At 58.9% G+C, this 16,902-nt stretch carries 20 protein-coding genes; 18 read left to right on the top strand and 2 right to left on the bottom strand.

Annotated elements, in window-relative coordinates:
* Window positions 1–10 precede the first annotated feature (10 nt).
* Together AC07XZ_RS13060 and rpoS are read left to right on the top strand one after the other, a co-directional pair.
* On the top strand, window positions 11–892 hold the full coding sequence (locus AC07XZ_RS13060) for a peptidoglycan DD-metalloendopeptidase family protein (protein ID WP_085748123.1): 882 nt from the start codon (window positions 11–13) through the stop codon (window positions 890–892).
* Between the two features lie 106 nt (window positions 893–998).
* Window positions 999–2,006 (top strand): RNA polymerase sigma factor RpoS, encoded by a 1,008-nt coding sequence (gene rpoS, locus AC07XZ_RS13055; RefSeq protein ID WP_007954831.1) that lies wholly within the window; start codon window positions 999–1,001, stop codon window positions 2,004–2,006.
* A gap of 489 nt (window positions 2,007–2,495) precedes the next feature.
* On the opposite strand, the gene fdxA is transcribed toward rpoS, so the two are convergent.
* Both fdxA and mutS read right to left on the bottom strand, forming a co-directional pair.
* Window positions 2,496–2,819, bottom strand: coding sequence for a ferredoxin FdxA (gene fdxA, locus AC07XZ_RS13050; protein WP_007908827.1), 324 nt, complete (start codon window positions 2,817–2,819; stop codon window positions 2,496–2,498).
* Window positions 2,820–2,982: 163 nt separating this feature from the next.
* Window positions 2,983–5,565: a DNA mismatch repair protein MutS gene (gene mutS, locus AC07XZ_RS13045; protein ID WP_102686561.1), complete on the bottom strand. Its 2,583-nt coding sequence runs from the start codon at window positions 5,563–5,565 to the stop codon at window positions 2,983–2,985.
* Window positions 5,566–5,775: 210 nt separating this feature from the next.
* Here mutS and AC07XZ_RS13040 point away from each other — a divergent pair, with 210 nt between their 5' ends.
* From AC07XZ_RS13040 to AC07XZ_RS12965, 16 genes are all read left to right on the top strand, one after another.
* Window positions 5,776–6,510, top strand: a complete 735-nt coding sequence (locus AC07XZ_RS13040; protein WP_085666844.1) for a LexA family transcriptional regulator — start codon at window positions 5,776–5,778, stop codon at window positions 6,508–6,510.
* Window positions 6,511–7,022: 512 nt separating this feature from the next.
* Window positions 7,023–7,439 carry a tail fiber assembly protein gene (locus AC07XZ_RS13035; protein ID WP_102686562.1) on the top strand — a complete coding sequence of 139 codons (417 nt, stop codon included), beginning with the start codon at window positions 7,023–7,025 and terminating at the stop codon, window positions 7,437–7,439.
* A 129-nt stretch (window positions 7,440–7,568) separates the two neighbouring features.
* The gene (locus AC07XZ_RS13030; protein WP_085748126.1) at window positions 7,569–7,997 is read left to right on the top strand and encodes a tail fiber assembly protein; all 429 of its coding nucleotides are present in this window, start codon (window positions 7,569–7,571) and stop codon (window positions 7,995–7,997) included.
* Window positions 7,998–8,141: 144 nt separating this feature from the next.
* Complete coding sequence (locus AC07XZ_RS13025; RefSeq protein WP_085748127.1) at window positions 8,142–8,333, top strand: Com family DNA-binding transcriptional regulator; 192 nt, start codon at window positions 8,142–8,144, stop codon at window positions 8,331–8,333.
* Between the two features lie 4 nt (window positions 8,334–8,337).
* On the top strand, window positions 8,338–8,916 hold the full coding sequence (locus tag AC07XZ_RS13020; protein WP_102686563.1) for a DUF642 domain-containing protein: 579 nt from the start codon (window positions 8,338–8,340) through the stop codon (window positions 8,914–8,916).
* Between the two features lie 111 nt (window positions 8,917–9,027).
* Window positions 9,028–9,366 carry a phage holin family protein gene (locus tag AC07XZ_RS13015; protein WP_007954843.1) on the top strand — a complete coding sequence of 113 codons (339 nt, stop codon included), beginning with the start codon at window positions 9,028–9,030 and terminating at the stop codon, window positions 9,364–9,366.
* 74 nt (window positions 9,367–9,440) lie between these two features.
* Window positions 9,441–9,962, top strand: coding sequence for a hypothetical protein (locus tag AC07XZ_RS13010; protein WP_102686564.1), 522 nt, complete (start codon window positions 9,441–9,443; stop codon window positions 9,960–9,962).
* A gap of 3 nt (window positions 9,963–9,965) precedes the next feature.
* Window positions 9,966–10,574 (top strand): phage baseplate assembly protein V, encoded by a 609-nt coding sequence (locus AC07XZ_RS13005; protein WP_102686565.1) that lies wholly within the window; start codon window positions 9,966–9,968, stop codon window positions 10,572–10,574.
* Between the two features lie 14 nt (window positions 10,575–10,588).
* Window positions 10,589–10,921 carry a phage baseplate protein gene (locus AC07XZ_RS13000; protein ID WP_085683341.1) on the top strand — a complete coding sequence of 111 codons (333 nt, stop codon included), beginning with the start codon at window positions 10,589–10,591 and terminating at the stop codon, window positions 10,919–10,921.
* Window positions 10,918–11,913 carry a baseplate J/gp47 family protein gene (locus tag AC07XZ_RS12995; RefSeq protein ID WP_102686566.1) on the top strand — a complete coding sequence of 332 codons (996 nt, stop codon included), beginning with the start codon at window positions 10,918–10,920 and terminating at the stop codon, window positions 11,911–11,913. Before AC07XZ_RS13000 ends, AC07XZ_RS12995 begins: the two co-directional genes overlap by 4 nt.
* Window positions 11,910–12,545, top strand: coding sequence for a phage tail protein I (locus AC07XZ_RS12990; RefSeq protein ID WP_102686567.1), 636 nt, complete (start codon window positions 11,910–11,912; stop codon window positions 12,543–12,545). The genes AC07XZ_RS12995 and AC07XZ_RS12990 overlap by 4 nt, the downstream gene beginning before the upstream one ends.
* Window positions 12,546–14,504, top strand: a complete 1,959-nt coding sequence (locus tag AC07XZ_RS12985; RefSeq protein ID WP_085748133.1) for a phage tail protein — start codon at window positions 12,546–12,548, stop codon at window positions 14,502–14,504.
* 11 nt (window positions 14,505–14,515) lie between these two features.
* Complete coding sequence (locus AC07XZ_RS12980; protein WP_102686568.1) at window positions 14,516–14,938, top strand: phage tail assembly chaperone; 423 nt, start codon at window positions 14,516–14,518, stop codon at window positions 14,936–14,938.
* A 103-nt stretch (window positions 14,939–15,041) separates the two neighbouring features.
* Window positions 15,042–15,227 carry a hypothetical protein gene (locus AC07XZ_RS12975; protein ID WP_039771239.1) on the top strand — a complete coding sequence of 62 codons (186 nt, stop codon included), beginning with the start codon at window positions 15,042–15,044 and terminating at the stop codon, window positions 15,225–15,227.
* Between the two features lie 2 nt (window positions 15,228–15,229).
* Window positions 15,230–16,396: a phage tail sheath protein gene (locus AC07XZ_RS12970; RefSeq protein WP_102686569.1), complete on the top strand. Its 1,167-nt coding sequence runs from the start codon at window positions 15,230–15,232 to the stop codon at window positions 16,394–16,396.
* On the top strand, window positions 16,396–16,902 hold the full coding sequence (locus tag AC07XZ_RS12965; protein ID WP_102686570.1) for a phage major tail tube protein: 507 nt from the start codon (window positions 16,396–16,398) through the stop codon (window positions 16,900–16,902). The genes AC07XZ_RS12970 and AC07XZ_RS12965 overlap by 1 nt, the downstream gene beginning before the upstream one ends.

The raw sequence follows: 16,902 nt of genomic DNA, 5'->3' as shown, positions 1-16,902 counted from the left end.
GGAGCGGCGGGTGAGTCTCACAGTCATTGCGCAGCGTATGGGTAACACGAGCTTTCAGCGCCTGGTGACTGGCCTTGTCTTGAGCACCTTGCTGGTCGGTTGCTCCAGCACAAAATCGAGCAACGTTCGGGTCGTCGATCGCAACAATGCGGTGGCCCAGCGTCCGGTCGTGACGACCGGGCAGTATGTAGTCCGTCCGGGCGATACTTTGTTTTCCATCGCTTTTCGCTACGGCTGGGACTACAAAGCCCTCGCTGCCCGGAACAACATTCCTACGCCATACACGATCCATCCGGGTCAGACGATTCGCTTCGACGGACGCACCGGTTCAACGTCGACGGCGGTCGTCACCAACTCCGGCTCTTCAGCGTCTTCGTCCAGCAAAACCACGGTTATCCGGCGCCAGGCAAATGGCACGACAACCACCACGACCACGGGTTCCGGTGCGGCTTCCACGGCGGTTGTACCGTCCGTCGCCAACAAGCAAACCCCCGCTCCGTTGCCTCCACCGGGCCCGGCCCCGACCGGCTGGGGATGGCCATCTAATGGCATTCTGATTGGAAAATTCTCTTCAAACGGTAGTTTGAATAAAGGAATTGATATCGCCGGAGATTTGGGACAGCCTGTTTTAGCTGCGTCTGATGGGACGGTGGTATACGCCGGGAGTGGCTTAAGGGGCTACGGCGAATTGGTCATCATCAAACACAGCGAAACCTACGTCAGTGCTTACGGACACAACCGTCGGCTGTTGGTACGGGAGGGGCAGCAGGTCAAGGTCGGACAGACAATTGCCGAAATGGGGTCAACGGGTACAGACCGGGTGAAACTGCATTTTGAGATTCGCCGACAAGGTAAACCTGTAGATCCGCTGCAGTTCCTGCCAAGACGTTGATTTGCAGACCAGCCTGTTCCGTCGCGTAGAGGGGACAGGCTCCAGCGTTGCCAAGGATAAAGGCGCCGCTTGAGCTTGGGGTCGAACTCACCAAAGGACTATAACAATGGCTCTCAGTAAAGAAGTGCCGGAGTTTGACATCGACGATGAGGTTCTCCTGATGGAGACCGGCATCGATTCGGATTCGATGTCGAATGATGAAGGGGCTGCTCCACCTTCCGTTCGTGCCAAATCCAAACACTCCGCTTCACTTAAACAACATAAGTACATCGATTACACTCGGGCACTCGATGCCACGCAGCTGTACCTCAACGAAATCGGCTTTTCCCCACTGCTCTCCCCGGAAGAAGAAGTTCATTTTGCGCGCTTGTCGCAAAGTGGCGACCCTGCCGGGCGCAAGCGCATGATCGAAAGTAACCTGCGGCTGGTGGTCAAAATCGCCCGGCGTTACGTCAATCGGGGGCTGTCGCTGCTGGATCTGATCGAAGAGGGCAACCTCGGATTGATCCGCGCGGTGGAAAAGTTCGATCCGGAGCGTGGCTTCCGCTTCTCGACCTACGCGACCTGGTGGATTCGTCAGACCATCGAACGCGCGATCATGAATCAGACCCGGACCATCCGGTTGCCGATCCATGTGGTCAAGGAGCTCAACGTGTACCTGCGGGCTGCACGGGAGCTGACGCAAAAGCTCGACCACGAACCTTCACCCGAAGAAATCGCCAACCTGCTGGAAAAACCGGTGGGCGAAGTCAAGCGCATGCTGGGCTTGAACGAGCGGGTTTCTTCGGTCGACGTCTCGCTGGGTCCGGATTCGGATAAAACCCTGCTGGACACCCTGACGGATGACCGTCCGACCGATCCATGTGAACTGCTGCAGGATGACGACCTGTCGCAGAGCATCGATCAATGGCTCTCGGAGCTGACCGACAAGCAACGCGAGGTGGTCGTGCGCCGCTTCGGCCTGCGCGGCCATGAGAGCAGCACGCTGGAAGATGTAGGCCTGGAGATCGGCCTGACCCGGGAACGGGTGAGACAGATCCAGGTAGAAGGCCTCAAGCGCCTTCGGGAAATTCTCGAGAAAAACGGCCTGTCGAGCGAGTCGCTGTTTCAATAAGCCACCCGCATGACCGCTATACAGAAAGCCCCGACTGGTTCGGGGCTTTTTGTTGGCGCACTGAAAGCGGGAGGCGTTCCCACCTTGTAGGTTTGCGTTGTAAGCCTTTGCTGACTGTATCGTAAGTGTTCGTTATTTTTACACTGCCGCTGAAGGCGATTGCGCTCATGGCTGAATCGTAACGCAATGATTTATATGGTTATTTTTTAATGTGAAGGGCTTATGACAGCAGGTTAGTGCGCTGGAGGCCAGTTGCCGCCGGCGGGGAAATCTCTAGTATCTGGGTTGTGTCGACGGATAGACACGCCCTTCAAGGAAGAGGGGAACGGACATCGCAGGAAGCGATTCATCAGGACGATGAAAAGGAACACAGGGAATAGGGAAAAAATGTGGGCGGGTCAAACCGCCCCTTTTTTTTGCCTGAAATAAAGCAAAACCCGCAAAAGCAAAAAGGCCCGCAAGGGGCCTTTTCTTCAAACGCGGGACAGATCAGCGTTCGAGGTCTTTGATCTTGCCTTTGACGCCATCCCACTCTTCGGCATCCGGCAGCGATTCTTTCTTTTCGGTGATGTTCGGCCAGATCTCGGCCAGTTCTACGTTCAGCTGAATGAATTCCTGCATCTCTTCCGGAACTTCGTCCTCTGAGAAAATGGCCACGGCCGGGCATTCCGGCTCGCACAGGGCGCAGTCGATGCACTCGTCCGGGTGAATCACCAGGAAGTTCGGGCCTTCGTAAAAGCAGTCCACCGGACAGACTTCTACGCAGTCGGTGTACTTGCACTTGATGCAGTTGTCGGTGACGACGAAGGTCATTTCTAATTTTCTCCTCAGGCGGCGGCAGCGTTGCCCCTTCACGGTTGGGGTCGCCAGGTTCGGGAGCGATGTCTGCCAGCCAGGCTATTAGCCAGCAGCATCCCAAACCGCGCGAGATTCTAACAGCTTGAAGCCGTTTGCGTTATATCCGGTTCGTCGGTGCTTAGATCCGGTTCTTTAGTGCATAGAGCATTTCGAGTGCACGACGCGGTGTCACGTCATCCAGATCCAGCTTGGCCAACTCATCCAGCACCGGGTGCGGCAGGCTGGCGAACATGTCGCTCTGCTGCGGCGTCGCCGGTTTGCCCTTGACGGCCGGTTTTGGCGCCTCATGCGGCAGCGCGGTATCTTCCAGGCGGCTCAAGTGCTCACGAGCACGTACGATCACTTCGCTTGGCACACCGGCCAACTGCGCGACCGCAAGGCCGTAGCTCTGGCTCGCGGGCCCTGGCAACACATGGTGCAGAAACACGATGCGCTCGTTGTGTTCGGTGGCGTTGAGGTGCACGTTGGCCACCAGCGGTTCGGCTTCCGGCAACACGGTCAGTTCGAAATAGTGCGTCGCAAACAGAGTATAGGCGCGCAGCTGCGCCAGACGCTCCGCCGCCGCCCACGCCAGGGACAGACCGTCGAAGGTGCTGGTGCCGCGACCGACTTCGTCCATCAGCACCAGGCTGCGCTCGGTGGCGTTGTGCAGGATGTTCGCGGTCTCGCTCATTTCCACCATGAAGGTCGAGCGCCCGCCGGCGAGGTCGTCGCTGGAACCGATCCTGGTGAAAATCCGGTCCACCAGCGACAGTTCGCAACTGGCCGCCGGCACGAAGCTGCCGATGTGTGCCAGCAGCACGATCAGAGCAGTCTGGCGCATATAGGTGGATTTACCGCCCATGTTCGGACCCGTGATCACCAGCATGCGGGTGTTGTCGTCCAGGCTCAGGTCGTTGGCCACGAACGGCGTGGTCAGCACTTGCTCGACCACCGGGTGACGGCCCTGGGAGATACGCATGCACGGTTCGCTGACGAATGTCGGGCAATTCAGGTCGAGATTCAGCGCACGTTCGGCGAGGTTGCTCAGCACGTCCAGCTCAGCCAGGGCGCCAGCGGTGTCCTGCAACGGCGGCAACTGGCTGATCAGGTCTTCCAGCAACGCCTCGTAGAGCATTTTCTCGCGAGCCAGAGCGCGGCTCTTGGCCGACAGTGCCTTGTCTTCAAACTCTTTCAGTTCCGGGGTGATGAAGCGTTCGGCACCTTTGAGGGTCTGACGGCGGATGTAGTCTGCCGGCGCCGATTCAGCCTGCTTGCTTGGCAATTCGATGAAGTAGCCATGAATGCGGTTGTAGCCGACTTTGAGATTGGCGAGGCCGGTGCGGGCCTTTTCACGGGCTTCCAGATCGATCAGGAACTGGCCGGCGTTCTCGCTCAGCGATTGCAGTTCGTCTAGCTCGCTGTCGTAACCGGTTTTCAGCACGCCGCCGTCACGGATTACCGCTGGCGGGTTGTCGATGATGGCTTTTTCCAGCAGCGCCGCCAGTTCCGGGTAAGTGCTGGTGGTGGTCGCCAGACGTTGCAGGTGCGGCGCCTCGAGATCGGACATCGCCACTTGCAGTTCAGGCAGCGCACCGAGCGCATCACGCAGGCGAGCGAGGTCGCGAGGGCGGGCATTGCGCAGGCCGATCCGCGCCAGAATCCGCTCGATGTCGCCGATTTCCTTGAGTTGCGGTTGCAGGTTTTCAAAACGATAGCGGTCGAGCAGGCAAGTGATCGAGGTCTGGCGAGCCAGCAGCACAGTCAGGTCGCGCAGCGGACGGTTGAGCCAACGGGTCAGCAAACGGCTGCCCATGGCCGTCTGGCAACGGTCGACCACCGATTGCAGGGTGTTGTCGCGGCCGCCAGCCAGGTTGGTGTCGAGTTCGAGGTTGCGGCGGCTGGCGCCGTCCAGCACCACGGTGTCGTCCAGCCGCTCATGGCGCAAGCTGCGCAAGTGGGGCAGGGCGGTGCGCTGGGTTTCCTTGGCATACGCCAGCAGGCAACCGGCGGCGCCGATTGCCAGGGTCAGGGTTTCGCAGCCAAAGCCTTTCAGGTCCTGGGTGGAGAATTGCTGACAGAGGCTTTTCAGCGCCGAATCGCGCTCGAAATCCCACGGTGCACGACGACGTACCCCACGGCGTTTTTCTGCCGGCAAGTCTTTTGGCCAATCATCCGGGATCAACAACTCGACCGGATTGACCCGCTCCAGCTCCGCCAGCAGGTTTTCCCAGCCCTTGATCTCCAGCACGGTGAAATTGCCGCTGGTGATGTCCAGCACAGCCAGGCCGAACAGGCGCTCGTCGCCCAGCACCGCCGCGATCAGATTATCGCGACGCTCATCCAGCAACGCCTCGTCACTGACCGTACCCGGGGTGATGATCCGCACCACCTGACGTTCCACCGGGCCTTTACTGGTGGCCGGGTCGCCGACCTGCTCGCAGATCACCACCGACTCGCCGAGCTTGACCAGCTTCGCCAGGTAGCCTTCCGCCGCGTGATACGGAATCCCGCACATCGGAATCGCCTGCCCAGCCGACTGCCCGCGCGCGGTCAGGGTGATGTCCAGCAACTTGGCCGCCTTCTTCGCGTCCTCGTAGAAGATCTCGTAGAAGTCGCCCATGCGGTAGAACATCAGCTGGTCCGGGTGCTGATTTTTCAGGCGCCAGTACTGCTGCATCATCGGAGTGTGGGAGGACAGGTCGGAGACGGCTTTATTCATCGGATTGTCAGGCAACTCGTTCAAAGGTGTGGGGCAAAAGCGCGGCAGTGGCCGGGCTTTTCCGCGATGGGCGCAAGGTTACCATGGGCGGTCTGTCGGACGCAGGCATCGCGGTCGGGTGACATGCATCGGTGGTAAAAAGGTCGACTATGCACGATTTATGCAAATCAGCATTTGTCTTCCCGAAAAACTTCAAGCACTATGCGCGTTATGCAAAAACGCAACGTATCTACCGTCTTAAGAGCACTGCTCGACCAGCACGGGATCTCCCCCACGGAGCTCCACCGTCGCACCGGCGTGCCTCAATCCACGCTCTCGCGGATTCTCAGCGGGAAGATCGTCGATCCTTCGGATAAACACATCTCGAAGATCGCCGAGTACTTCGCCGTGAGCACCGATCAGTTGCGCGGGCGCGCGGATGTTGCGCCTGCCGCCAACGGCGGACGCGACGAGTTGCATTCCGAACTCAAGGACATAAGCCTGTGGGACGACGACACCCCCGTCGATGACGATGAGGTGTCGGTGCCCTTTCTTCGCGAGGTTGAATTGGCTGCTGGATCAGGAAGATTCGTCATCGAAGAGAGCGAACGCTCCAGCCTGCGCTTCGGCAAGCGCAGCCTGCGCCATAACGGTGTGCAGTTCGATCAGGCCAAATGCGTGACGGTACGGGGCAACAGCATGTTGCCGGTACTACGCGACGGTGCCACGGTTGGCGTCAACGCCGGCAAGTGCGGGATCGGCGACATCATCGATGGCGACCTCTACGCCATCAACCACAACGGTCAACTTCGGGTGAAACAGCTCTATCGCCTGCCTACCGGTATCCGTCTGCGCAGCTTCAACCGCGATGAACATCCGGACGAGGACTACAGCTTCCAGGATATGCAGGAAGAGCAGATCGTCATCCTCGGTCACGTCTTCTGGTGGGGCATGTACGCCCGGTAACCTGATTTCTTTCTGACAAAACCCGCCTCGGCGGGTTTTTTTTCGCCTGTAGAAAACCGGGCAACCCTTGATTGGCGGGGCTTCCATGCATCCGCGCATTTCTCGTGCATAAATAAATGCATTTACGCATTGACTGTATATGCATCCATGCATATTCTTGCCACCAAGCCGCTCGACAAAGCGGCTGGCAACAACAGCTCTTTAGTTCCACAAGAACAGGCAGCGATGAACCGGCCTCAACGGTTCAGAGGGTTGGCAACTGACCCGGGTGTGCAGCGTAAAGCACCAGAAGCAGTTATCCGGCGGGCAGGGACCGCGGTCGGAAAAACAATTTGAATGGACTCGTACCGCGCCAGTAGCGCCGAAAAGTCAGCTTCCTTCACGAACACAGGATTGAAGGAAGGCAAAGGAGTGCATTACTGAAAAGCCCGGCGGATTGCCGGGCTTTTTGGAATGCCTTCTGGGCAGAAACAGAAATGCCGGGAGGCCGGCAATCAAAAAGGATGATGACCATGAAGAAGTACGTGCGTGTTGTGGATGGCAAAGTCGACAACATCTTCGAAACCAACAACCCGATCACCGACGATTTTCCGGCGAGTCAAGTCTGGGTGGATGTCACCGCATTGCCAAAGATCGACTACTCCTGGAACGCGGTGAATACCGATGGCGTCTGGACCTTTACCGACAGCGATATGTGGGGTCAGCCATCGCAGTTGTCCATGCAGCTGCGCGCCGAACGTTCCCGCCGATTTGATCGAGTCAACGCCACTCTGCTGGCTACCGCCCTGGAGCAGAAGGTTGAGCTGGGTCTGGCGACGCCTGCCGATATCGCGGGGTTGCAGGCTTACAAGCAGTTTTTCGTTGATATGAGCAACGTCAACAAACAGCTAGGTTACCCGCTGGCAATCACCTGGCCTGAAGTTCCATAAATCACCGTTTCATGACTCTGCATAAGGACCGCATGACTGAATGACCCGGCGTATAGCCGGGCTTTCTGGATTGCCTGTCCGGCAGGAACGGAAATGCCGGGATTCCGGCAATCAAAAAGGACGATAAGAATGAATCGATACGTTTTCATCACGATGCCCAATTCCAAGGTATATCGGGTGGTTGATACCGACGAAGGGATGCCGGTCAGCTTTCCTGACGGATTGGGGGGGCTGTGGGTGGATGCCACAGGAAACACGGAAGTCGTGGTCGGATGGAATGCCCGACTGGTCAACAACCAGTGGGAGTTGCATGCGCCCACTTTCGAAGAGGTGGCAAGCCAGGTCAAGTTCCTCGCCACTGAGAAGCTATCGAATGCCAAAGGTTGGCTGACGTTCAACCCGCTGGATTACAAGCAGGATCTGGGCATCGCAACGCCGGAGGAAGAAGCGGCGTTGCTGGCTTACAAGCAATACGTCATCGCCGTGTGCGATTACAGGAATCAACCGGGTTACCCGTACACCATGATTTGGCCGACAGAGCCTTTTTCGCTGGTTTGAATCGACGACCCGATTGTTCTGGTCTGTATGACCGAAAAGCCCGGCCCCTGCGCCGGGCTTTCTGGAATGCCTGCCTGAGGCAGGCGCTTCAACAAGGTTTCGCGGCATGAGCAAGGCCACGCAGAGAATCAAAAGGATTTGTCGATGTTGAAAGAGTGCCGCTGCGGCCATTGCAAAAGACTGCTCGCCCGGGTGGGCGAGTACACAGAACTCCAGATCAAATGTTCCCGCTGCGGAACGTTGAATCATGTGAAGGCCGCGAGCCCCGAGCGATCGCCTGTGAGCGACATGCGTGCTGCATCGTCAGCACAACCTGATCAATCTCCTCATAGGTAAAGACATGAACATTCTCAAGAAATACGTAGCACCGTTTCTCGCTGTTGCACTGCTGGGCAATGGCGGCAGCGCAATTGCCGCCAACCTCCTGGTGAACGGCAGCTTTGAACAATCGACATGCGGTGGTGGCTGCATTCTGGACACCCCGGCAAAAACCAATGCCATCACAGGCTGGACGACGTTCCTGTCCGGTGCCGAATACTTCAACATGCCCAATGCCATCGGCGGTTCTGTGGCAGCGGATGGCGTGATGATCGTCGACCTGGCCAACTACGTTTATGGCAACGGTGGCGGGATTCAGCAGAATTTCGCGACCACTCCGGGCGCCAAGTACCGTCTGACTTTCAGTGCCGGCAACTCCCGATTCGCCAGCCGCTCCGGCGACGGTGTCATTCAGGTGAAAGTGGCCGGGCAAACCGCTGCGTTCAACACACCGACAGCCAAAGGCGTCGCGGTCGAGTGGAGCACCGTCACTTACGAGTTCACCGCGATTACCGCGCAGACAACTCTGGCGTTTTCCAACGAGCAGAACCCGTACGCCAACTACGCCTTCATCGACAACGTCATTGTCGAGCGCCTGTAACTGCTGAATGCGCGGAACCTTTCGCTGTTCTTCCCCGCATCAGAGGCGACACCCGTCCGGTGTCGCCTCTTCACTTTCTCTTCATTCATCAACGCTTTCAGGAGGCGTGACATGACAAACGAGCAACAAGCGTTGCTGGACATGCCAATCTGGCTGGTCATCCTCCTTGCCGTGGCGGGCGGGGTGTCCGGCGAAATGTGGCGCGCCGACAAGGAGGGCGCCCGCGGCTGGCCGCTGCTGCGGCGGCTTGCCTTGCGCTCCGGTGCCTGCATGATCTGCGGCGTGTCGGCAATCATGCTGCTGTACGCCGCCGGCATGTCGATCTGGGCCGCCGGGGCATTTGGTTGCCTCACTGCAATGGCCGGTGCCGACGTCGCCATCGGCCTTTACGAACGCTGGGCTGCCAAGCGCATCGGCGTCTGCGAAGTTCCGCCGCGCGACCCGCAATAACCCATTCACTTTCCTGTCTCGCTGCACGCCGTGCGGCAGGACTTCGCGTGGACATCAGAAAAAGGAGGTCAAGCATGCCCACACCGATCCAGCAGCCTTCGCAGTTGTTCACGGCGATGGCGACAGCCTTGCGCAACAGCTCCGATCTGAACGTGCAGGTCGGTAATCACGATGACTTCACGGCCCCCGGCGACAAGGCCTGGGTGTTGATCGATATCGAACGCAATGCATCGGGAGAGCGCGCCGCCAACGGACGGATTGCCCATGTGCTGACGCTGTCGCTGCAAGTCATTCCGGCGCTGTCCGCCACGGCATTTGCCGCCTGTGATCTGATCGCCGCGCTGAAGAACCTGATCACCGACAACCGCTGGGGCTTGCCCGGCGAGCAATGCGATCTGCCGATGAACATCGATGGAATGCCGTCATTGCTCGTCCACGCCGATCAGCCAAACAAAGCCTGGACGCTGTCGTTCAACCAGACCCTCTACCTGGGCCCGACCCTGCTGGACGACCCGCTCGGCACACCGAAATTCGCCCGCACCTGGGAAGTCAGCGACATCGACGATCCCGACCAATACACCTCGCTGGAGGCCTGATCGATGTTCGACGCATTACTGCGAATGCACATGGCACCGATCATCGAGCGCCTGGCGGAAATGGAAGCGGAGATTGAAGACCTGCACCGGCGTGCCGAGAGTTATTGCCGCATCGGCATCTGTCAGGAAGTGGATGCCGCGAGCAACACCTGCCGGGTCAGTCACGGTGGTTTGCTCACCCCGGCCATCAAATTCTTCAACCCCAGCGCCGGCGCGCAGAGCGAGTCGCGGATCCCGACGGAGGGCGAACAGTGTCTGCTGTTCAACTACGGCAGTGGCGAAAGCGGTGCGCAGAGCGTGGCGTTGTTCGGCCTGAACAGCGACCGCTTTCCGCCTACCTCGACGGTGCCGACGTTGACTCGTCGCGTCCATCAGGACGGCAGCGAAAGCGGCTACGACGACGCCACGCACACCCTGCACTGGCAAAACGGTCCGGCAGCTTTCAACGGTTCTCGCGAATCGCTTGAGCTGAGCATCGGCCCGGCGCGGCTGGCGATGACGCCCCAGTTGATCAACCTGCAACTGGGTGCTGTCGGGCTGACCATCGACGCCTCTGGCGTGCACTTCAGTGGCCCGCTGGTGGATCACCAGGGTCGCGTCATCAGCCCCTGAATCAAGAGCCTCCCATGATCGGAATCGATAGAGACAGCGGGGCCACGGTCGACGACTGGCTGCAATTCGTGCAGCGCGCGACACGAGCCCTGACCACGCCGCTGGGCACCCGGCAAAAAAGGCCCCTTTATGGTTCGTTGATACCCACGCTGCTAGGGCAAAACCTGGGCGACGACATCCTGTTGCTCGCCCAGAGCCACGCAGCTCAAGCGTTCTACAACCCGCAAAACGGCATCAGCGATTTTCAGCCCGGCGTGATCGTCGCCACCCGACAGGGCGCGGGTTTGCTGTTGCGATTTGCCGGCACCTGGAAAAACCGCCAACAGACTTTCGAGGTCGTGACATGAGCATGTTGATCCCTGGCCAGAACCAGTTGGCCGAACCGTCGCTGATCACCGTCGACGTTTTCGAAGACTTGCTCGCCGAGTTCAAGACGTTCGTCGTCGAGTATGTCGGCGCGCGTTCGCCGCAGAGCGCGGCCAAACTCAAGGCCAGCCTGGAGAACGAAAGCGAACTGCTGACACTGGCGCTTGAGGCTTTCTGCGTTCGGTTGCAAACCCATGAACGCAAATACAACGCCCGGATCAAGCAGATGCTGGCGTGGTGGGCAACGGGCAGCAACCTTGATGCGCGGTTGGCTGACATGGGCCTGGAGCGGCAGTTGCTCGACCCGGGCGATCCGGCGGCGTTCCCGCCAGTGCCAGCGATTTACGAAAGCGACGACGACGCGCGGCTGCGTTATTACCTGGCGCCCCACGCTCCGGCGGCGGGTTCGCGGATGCAATACCGCCGCGAGGTGTTCACCTTGGGCGAACGTCCGACGGTAAAAGTCGAATCCACCGATGCCGGTGTCGTGAACGTCACTTATACCTTCGCCCGGGACGGACTCGCCGCGCAGGTCAAGGACGGCAACGGTCGCCGCACGGCGCCTGGCGAAGTGCAAGTCACCGTGCTTGCCCGCGAGGGCGACGGTACGCCGTCCCCGACCTTGCTTGAAGGCGTGCGCCAACACTTTTCCCGGCCCGACGTCTGTCCGGAAACCGACAAGGTCACGGTCAAAGGCGCAGAGATTCAGCGCTACAAAATCCGCGTCGTGGCGAAGATCAATTCCGGTCCGGATTCGGGCCTGACCAAGGTCGCCGCGCAGCAACACCTGCAGGCCTACGCCGACAGCTGCCATCGCCTGGAGGGCCGGGTCGATCCGAGCTGGATCGACTACACGCTGCACAGCGCCGGCGCCGTGCAATTGCAGATTCTTGAACCGCTGACGCCCATCGTCTGCAGCGCATTTCAAGCGCCGTACTGCACGGCGGTCGAAGTCGAGGTGCAGACGCTATGACCGATCAGACACCGCGTCCGACCCTGCTGCCAGCCAACAGCTCGGCGCTGGAACGGGCCCTCGACATCGGCTTCGGCGCACTACTTGATCGCGTCGCGCCGCCGTTTCCCGAACTGATGAATCCGGCTTCAACTCCCGTCGCCTTCCTGCCGTATCTCGCGGCAGATCGTGGTGTTGCCGAATGGAGCACCGACGCACCGGAAGCGGAAAAGCGCCTGACCGTCGAACTGGCCTGGCCCACCGCGCGCCAGGCCGGCACTCGCAAGGCACTGGAGAACGCCGCCAAGGGTTTGCAGCTCAGGCCGGAAATCCGCGCCTGGTACGAACAGACACCGCCCGGCGAGCCTTACAGCTTTTCCGTGCGGGCCTTCACCGAACAACCCTACAGCGAAGCCATCGACGCCCGTCTCGACCGACGCCTGGCCGATGCCAAGAGCGAGCGGGACGTGCTGTCGGTGTCGGTCGGCCTCAGCGCCTTTGGCAATCACGTCATTGGCGCTGCGACCTTCTGCGGTGAGTTGACCACGGTCTATCCGGTGTTCATTGAAGGGCTCGAAACCTCGGGAGAGGCGTTCTTGGGCGCAGGCATGTACACCGTCGAAACATCCACTATTTATCCTCAGGGGGCCTGAATGGCTGACTATTACACCCTGCTCACCAACGCAGGGATTGCCTACGAAACTGCCTGCAAGGCGGCGGGCGTACCGATCAAGCTGACGCAGATTTCCGTCGGCGACGGCGGCGGCGCGGTCTACAACCCGGCCGCGACGGCTACTGCGCTTAAACGCGAAGTCTGGCGCGGTCCGCTCAATGCGCTGTTCCAGGACGAGAAGAATCCGAGCTGGCTGCTCGCCGAAGTCACCATCCCGCCGGACGTCGGCGGCTGGTATGTGCGTGAAGCCGGGCTGTGGACCGACACCGGCATTCTCTACGCCATCGTCAAATACCCGGAGTCGTTCAAGCCGGTATTGGCCACCTCGGGCTCGGGCAAAGAGTTCTACATCCGCTCGATTTTCGAGACCAGCAATGCCTCGCTGGTGACGCTGCTGATCGATGACACGGTGGTCAAGGCCACTCGGGCGTGGGTGGCTGGTTACGTGGCGGATGAACTGGCTAAGCTCGACAAAAAACAGTCGGTACGGGTCGCAACCAAGGCAAATATTGTTTTGAGCGGCGCCCAAATGATTGACGCGGTTGCTGTCATTTCAGGCGATCGCGTGCTCGTTAAAAACCAGACGCAAGCAAAAGACAACGGAATTTACATTGCGGCAAACGGTGCCTGGATTCGGGCGAAAGATGCCGATACCAGTGCGAAGGTAACGCCTAATCTAGAGGTTACGGTGGAAGCAGGGGCAACCCTCGCTGATACGATCTGGCAGCTGATAACAGATGGCCCGATAGTACTTGATACAACCCCATTGACGTTCCAGGACGTGACGGCGGGTTTTGCTCGTTTGATGTCGCCCGCGTTTGAGGGTGTGCCGACTTGTCCGACACCGGCGCAATTCGATGGTAGTCAGTTGCTGGTCAACGCGGAGTTTGTGCGGCGCCAGGGATTGCAATACTCGTCGTTCAAGTCGGTTGGAACCAGTTACGTCGTGACGCTGGCTGACATTGGTGGACTGGTCAGTCTTTCGAATGCCGGTCCGATCAATTGCACCCTCCCGCCGACCTCGTCGGTTCCCGCTACCGCAACTGCGATCATCACAATAGTCAGCGCTGGTACCGGGGCTGTAACGATTTCCGCAAACGCTGGTGGAGACACCCTGAATACGTCGACCGGGGTCGTTGGGCCAATTGTTCTTGGTCTGGGGGATACGGCAGAGTTCATCAGGTTAAACGGACAATGGCGTTTGATAGGTGGAAGCGTCGCTGTCCGCTATTCAAGTGTTATGAGCGCTCCGGTATTCACCACTCAGCCACAGTTCGACACGAGCAAGGCACTTGCCACCACTGAGTTCGTTCAGCGTGCGGCAGGAAATTTCAGCGGTCAGACGAATATCGTGACTCTGCCGGCTTCGCTGACTCCGGCCATGGCCGGGCGCAGAATCGTTATTACCGGGCCGGGAGCCGTGACATTGCCTCCATTGGTAGCCAGCCCTGTTGGGACTAAGTTCTACATTCTCAACATCGGAGCGGCTGACGTGACACTGAATCGTCAGGGCAATGACACCATCGTAGCGCTCGCTAAAACGCTTACAAGCATTACGATTCAGAGCGGTTCCAATCTTGTCGTTACTTGCGGCGATAACAATTATGTCGTTGAGGAAGGAGTTTCTTCGCTGAAGTACTCGAATGAGTTCTCTGCGTTGCTGTCAGCGAACGGCTATCAGCGACTGCCCTCCGGTTTGATCATTCAGTGGATGACAGCAAATTTTTCAAAGGCGGCACTTTCAACACCTTTTAATTTGCCGACTGCTTTCCCGAACATGAACTTTGGCTGCACGGTATCGCTCACCGACAGCACAATTTATGCCCCTGATGGAGCGCCGGTTGTTGCGGGTATGGCAAATGGTCGAGGGCAGGTGATTTTGCAGTCGAACTACGCATTCAGTTCATCGGCAGTTCGAGTACTTGCGTTCGGAATTTAAAGAGGTGAAACATGATTTATTGCAGCAAGGAAACCGGTCTTTTTCACGATTCTGATTTGGGTGGCGATCTGCCGTCGGATGCCATCGAAATATCGCGCGAACTACATGCTGAGCTTTTGAACGGTCAGTCACAGTTTCTGAGTATCAGTTTTGATACATATCCTCCTGCGTTGATTGAACGGCCACCCCTTCAAGCTGAACAATTGGCTGAGCTTGAGCGAGTATGGCGTAATGCACAATTGTTAAAGACCGATGGAGTCGTTGCACGCCAGCGCGACGAACTGGAGGCCGGCGGAGCAACTACGTTCACCGCTGAGCGATATGCAGAACTCCAAGCCTATCGCCAGGAGTTGCGTACTTGGCCTCAAGGCGCGCTCTTTCCAACGCTTGAACATCGCCCGGTAGCACCTGACTGGCTAACTGACCAAACCTGATAAACGCCCCGCACCCCGGGGCGTTTTCTTTGACGCCCAATTCATTCAACACCCGCCAAGCCCCTCCCAACGAGGGGCTTTCCCGTTTATGGAGAAACGAAAAATGGCAACCCGCCAAACCTACACCGTGCTCGTCCCATTCCCCACCGGCGGTGGGCACTGGTCGAGCGTCGGCCAGGAACTCGATCTGCTCGACGTCGAAGCCAGCGCATTGCACAGCGCCGGTCGACTGGAGCTGAAAACACCTACCACCAAGGCCGTGAAGGCCGCTGCCAAGAAGGCTGACTGACTATGGCTGAGGTTCTGAACTTCGAGCACAACGGCATTACCGTCAATGCCACCGAATCCCCCGAGGCCATGGGTGGCCTGGGCGACAACGTCATCGGTCTGGTCGGCACCGCGCCGAAAGCCGATCCGCTGATTCCGCGCAACGCACCGTTTCGCATCAACAGCTTCACCACCCACGCGCTGCTCGATCCGACTGGCTCGGAAGAGGGCACCCTGTACCACGCCGTTTACCAGATCCTCAAAGTGGTCAAGGTGCCGGTATATGTAGTGATCGTCGAAGCGGGCGCGACCCCGGCCGATACCGTCAACGCCGTGATCGGCGGTGTTGAACCGGCCACCGGCCGCAAGCTTGGTCTGGCCGCATTGGGAAGCGTCCCGGAAGACCTGACCATCATCGGCGCGCCGGGTTTCACCGGCACCAAGGCTGTGGCCAGCGAGTTCGCCTCGTTCGGCAAGCGCATCAAGGCCCGTGTGGTGCTGGATGGCAAGGACGTCTCGGTCGCCGACCAAGTGCTGTACAGCCAGGAACTGGGCGGTGCGGATCTGGGTTTCGACCGTTGCCTGGTGGTGCACAACATGCCGGCCGTGTACTCGAAAGCCGCGAAGAAAAACGTGTTCCTCGCGCCATCCAGTCTGGCGATTGCCGCGCTGGCCAAGGTCAAGCAATGGGAGAGCGCGGGCAACCAGGTGACCTACGCCGAAGACGTGTCGCGGGTCGTGGAATACAACATCCTCGACACCTCCACCGAAGGCGATCTGCTCAACCGCTACGGCGTCAGCTACTACGCCCGCACCATCCTTGGCGGCTTCTCGCTGCTGGGCAACCGCTCGATCACCGGCAAGTTCATCAGCTACGTCGGTCTCGAAGACGCCATCAGCCGCAAGCTGGTGAAAGCCGGCCAGAAAGCCATGGCCAAGAACCTGACCAAGTCGTTCATGGATCAGGAAGTCAAACGCATCAACGACTGGCTGCAAACCCTGGTCGCCGACGAAACCATTCCCGGCGGCAGCGTGTATCTGCACCCGGAACTCAACAGCGTCGAGAAGTACAAGAACGGCACCTGGTACGTGGTCATCGACTACGGCCGCTACGCGCCGAACGAACACATGGTTTATCAACTCAACGCCCGCGATGAAATCATCGAGCAGTTCCTGGAGGACGTTCTCTAATGTTTACCAACCGCGTAAGACAGGCCATCGCGGCCACCCTGCAAGGCCTGCCGCTGTCGGCGACCGTGGAGGAATTCACTCCGCCGAAAATCGATTTCGACATGGAAAGCATGACGGGCGGTCGCTTCATCGTCGAGGAAATGGCCAAGAGCGCCAAGGCGCTGAATGCCACGCTCAAGCTGCAAGGCACCGGCGCTGAAGTGCTGCTGGCGATGGGAGTGAAACTGGGCGACGACATTCTGCTGAACGTGCGTGAAGCCGGTCAGGATCAGGACGGCAACACCTGGTTCACCTATCACACCATTGGCGGCAAGCTCAAAACCATGGGTGAAGAAGCAATCAAAATGGGTGGCAAAGCCCTGACGACGCTTGAGTTTTCCTGCCGCACCTACAACCGCCTGGAAAACGGCGTGCCGGTGATCGACATCGACGTGCGTACCCAGAAGTTCGTCCTCAACGGCGTCGACATCCTCGGTGATGCCCGTCGTGCGGTACTGATGCCGTAA

Source organism: Pseudomonas sp. GW458-11-26-14-LB4 (assembly GCF_059423925.1).
Note: the sequence above shows the minus strand (reverse complement) of the source record. Positions and strands in the feature narration are given on the sequence as shown.

Excerpts from the sequence above, each read along its gene's own strand:
- rpoS (WP_007954831.1), top strand. The coding sequence starts at position 999 with ATGGCTCTCAGTAAAGAAGTGCCGGAGTTTGACATCGACGATGAGGTT.
- fdxA (WP_007908827.1), bottom strand. The coding sequence starts at position 2,819 with ATGACCTTCGTCGTCACCGACAACTGCATCAAGTGCAAGTACACCGAC.
- mutS (WP_102686561.1), bottom strand. The coding sequence starts at position 5,565 with ATGAATAAAGCCGTCTCCGACCTGTCCTCCCACACTCCGATGATGCAG.
- AC07XZ_RS13040 (WP_085666844.1), top strand. The coding sequence starts at position 5,776 with ATGCAAAAACGCAACGTATCTACCGTCTTAAGAGCACTGCTCGACCAG.
- AC07XZ_RS13035 (WP_102686562.1), top strand. The coding sequence starts at position 7,023 with ATGAAGAAGTACGTGCGTGTTGTGGATGGCAAAGTCGACAACATCTTC.
- AC07XZ_RS13030 (WP_085748126.1), top strand. The coding sequence starts at position 7,569 with ATGAATCGATACGTTTTCATCACGATGCCCAATTCCAAGGTATATCGG.
- AC07XZ_RS13025 (WP_085748127.1), top strand. The coding sequence starts at position 8,142 with ATGTTGAAAGAGTGCCGCTGCGGCCATTGCAAAAGACTGCTCGCCCGG.
- AC07XZ_RS13020 (WP_102686563.1), top strand. The coding sequence starts at position 8,338 with ATGAACATTCTCAAGAAATACGTAGCACCGTTTCTCGCTGTTGCACTG.
- AC07XZ_RS13015 (WP_007954843.1), top strand. The coding sequence starts at position 9,028 with ATGACAAACGAGCAACAAGCGTTGCTGGACATGCCAATCTGGCTGGTC.
- AC07XZ_RS13010 (WP_102686564.1), top strand. The coding sequence starts at position 9,441 with ATGCCCACACCGATCCAGCAGCCTTCGCAGTTGTTCACGGCGATGGCG.
- AC07XZ_RS13005 (WP_102686565.1), top strand. The coding sequence starts at position 9,966 with ATGTTCGACGCATTACTGCGAATGCACATGGCACCGATCATCGAGCGC.
- AC07XZ_RS13000 (WP_085683341.1), top strand. The coding sequence starts at position 10,589 with ATGATCGGAATCGATAGAGACAGCGGGGCCACGGTCGACGACTGGCTG.
- AC07XZ_RS12995 (WP_102686566.1), top strand. The coding sequence starts at position 10,918 with ATGAGCATGTTGATCCCTGGCCAGAACCAGTTGGCCGAACCGTCGCTG.
- AC07XZ_RS12990 (WP_102686567.1), top strand. The coding sequence starts at position 11,910 with ATGACCGATCAGACACCGCGTCCGACCCTGCTGCCAGCCAACAGCTCG.
- AC07XZ_RS12985 (WP_085748133.1), top strand. The coding sequence starts at position 12,546 with ATGGCTGACTATTACACCCTGCTCACCAACGCAGGGATTGCCTACGAA.
- AC07XZ_RS12980 (WP_102686568.1), top strand. The coding sequence starts at position 14,516 with ATGATTTATTGCAGCAAGGAAACCGGTCTTTTTCACGATTCTGATTTG.
- AC07XZ_RS12975 (WP_039771239.1), top strand. The coding sequence starts at position 15,042 with ATGGCAACCCGCCAAACCTACACCGTGCTCGTCCCATTCCCCACCGGC.
- AC07XZ_RS12970 (WP_102686569.1), top strand. The coding sequence starts at position 15,230 with ATGGCTGAGGTTCTGAACTTCGAGCACAACGGCATTACCGTCAATGCC.
- AC07XZ_RS12965 (WP_102686570.1), top strand. The coding sequence starts at position 16,396 with ATGTTTACCAACCGCGTAAGACAGGCCATCGCGGCCACCCTGCAAGGC.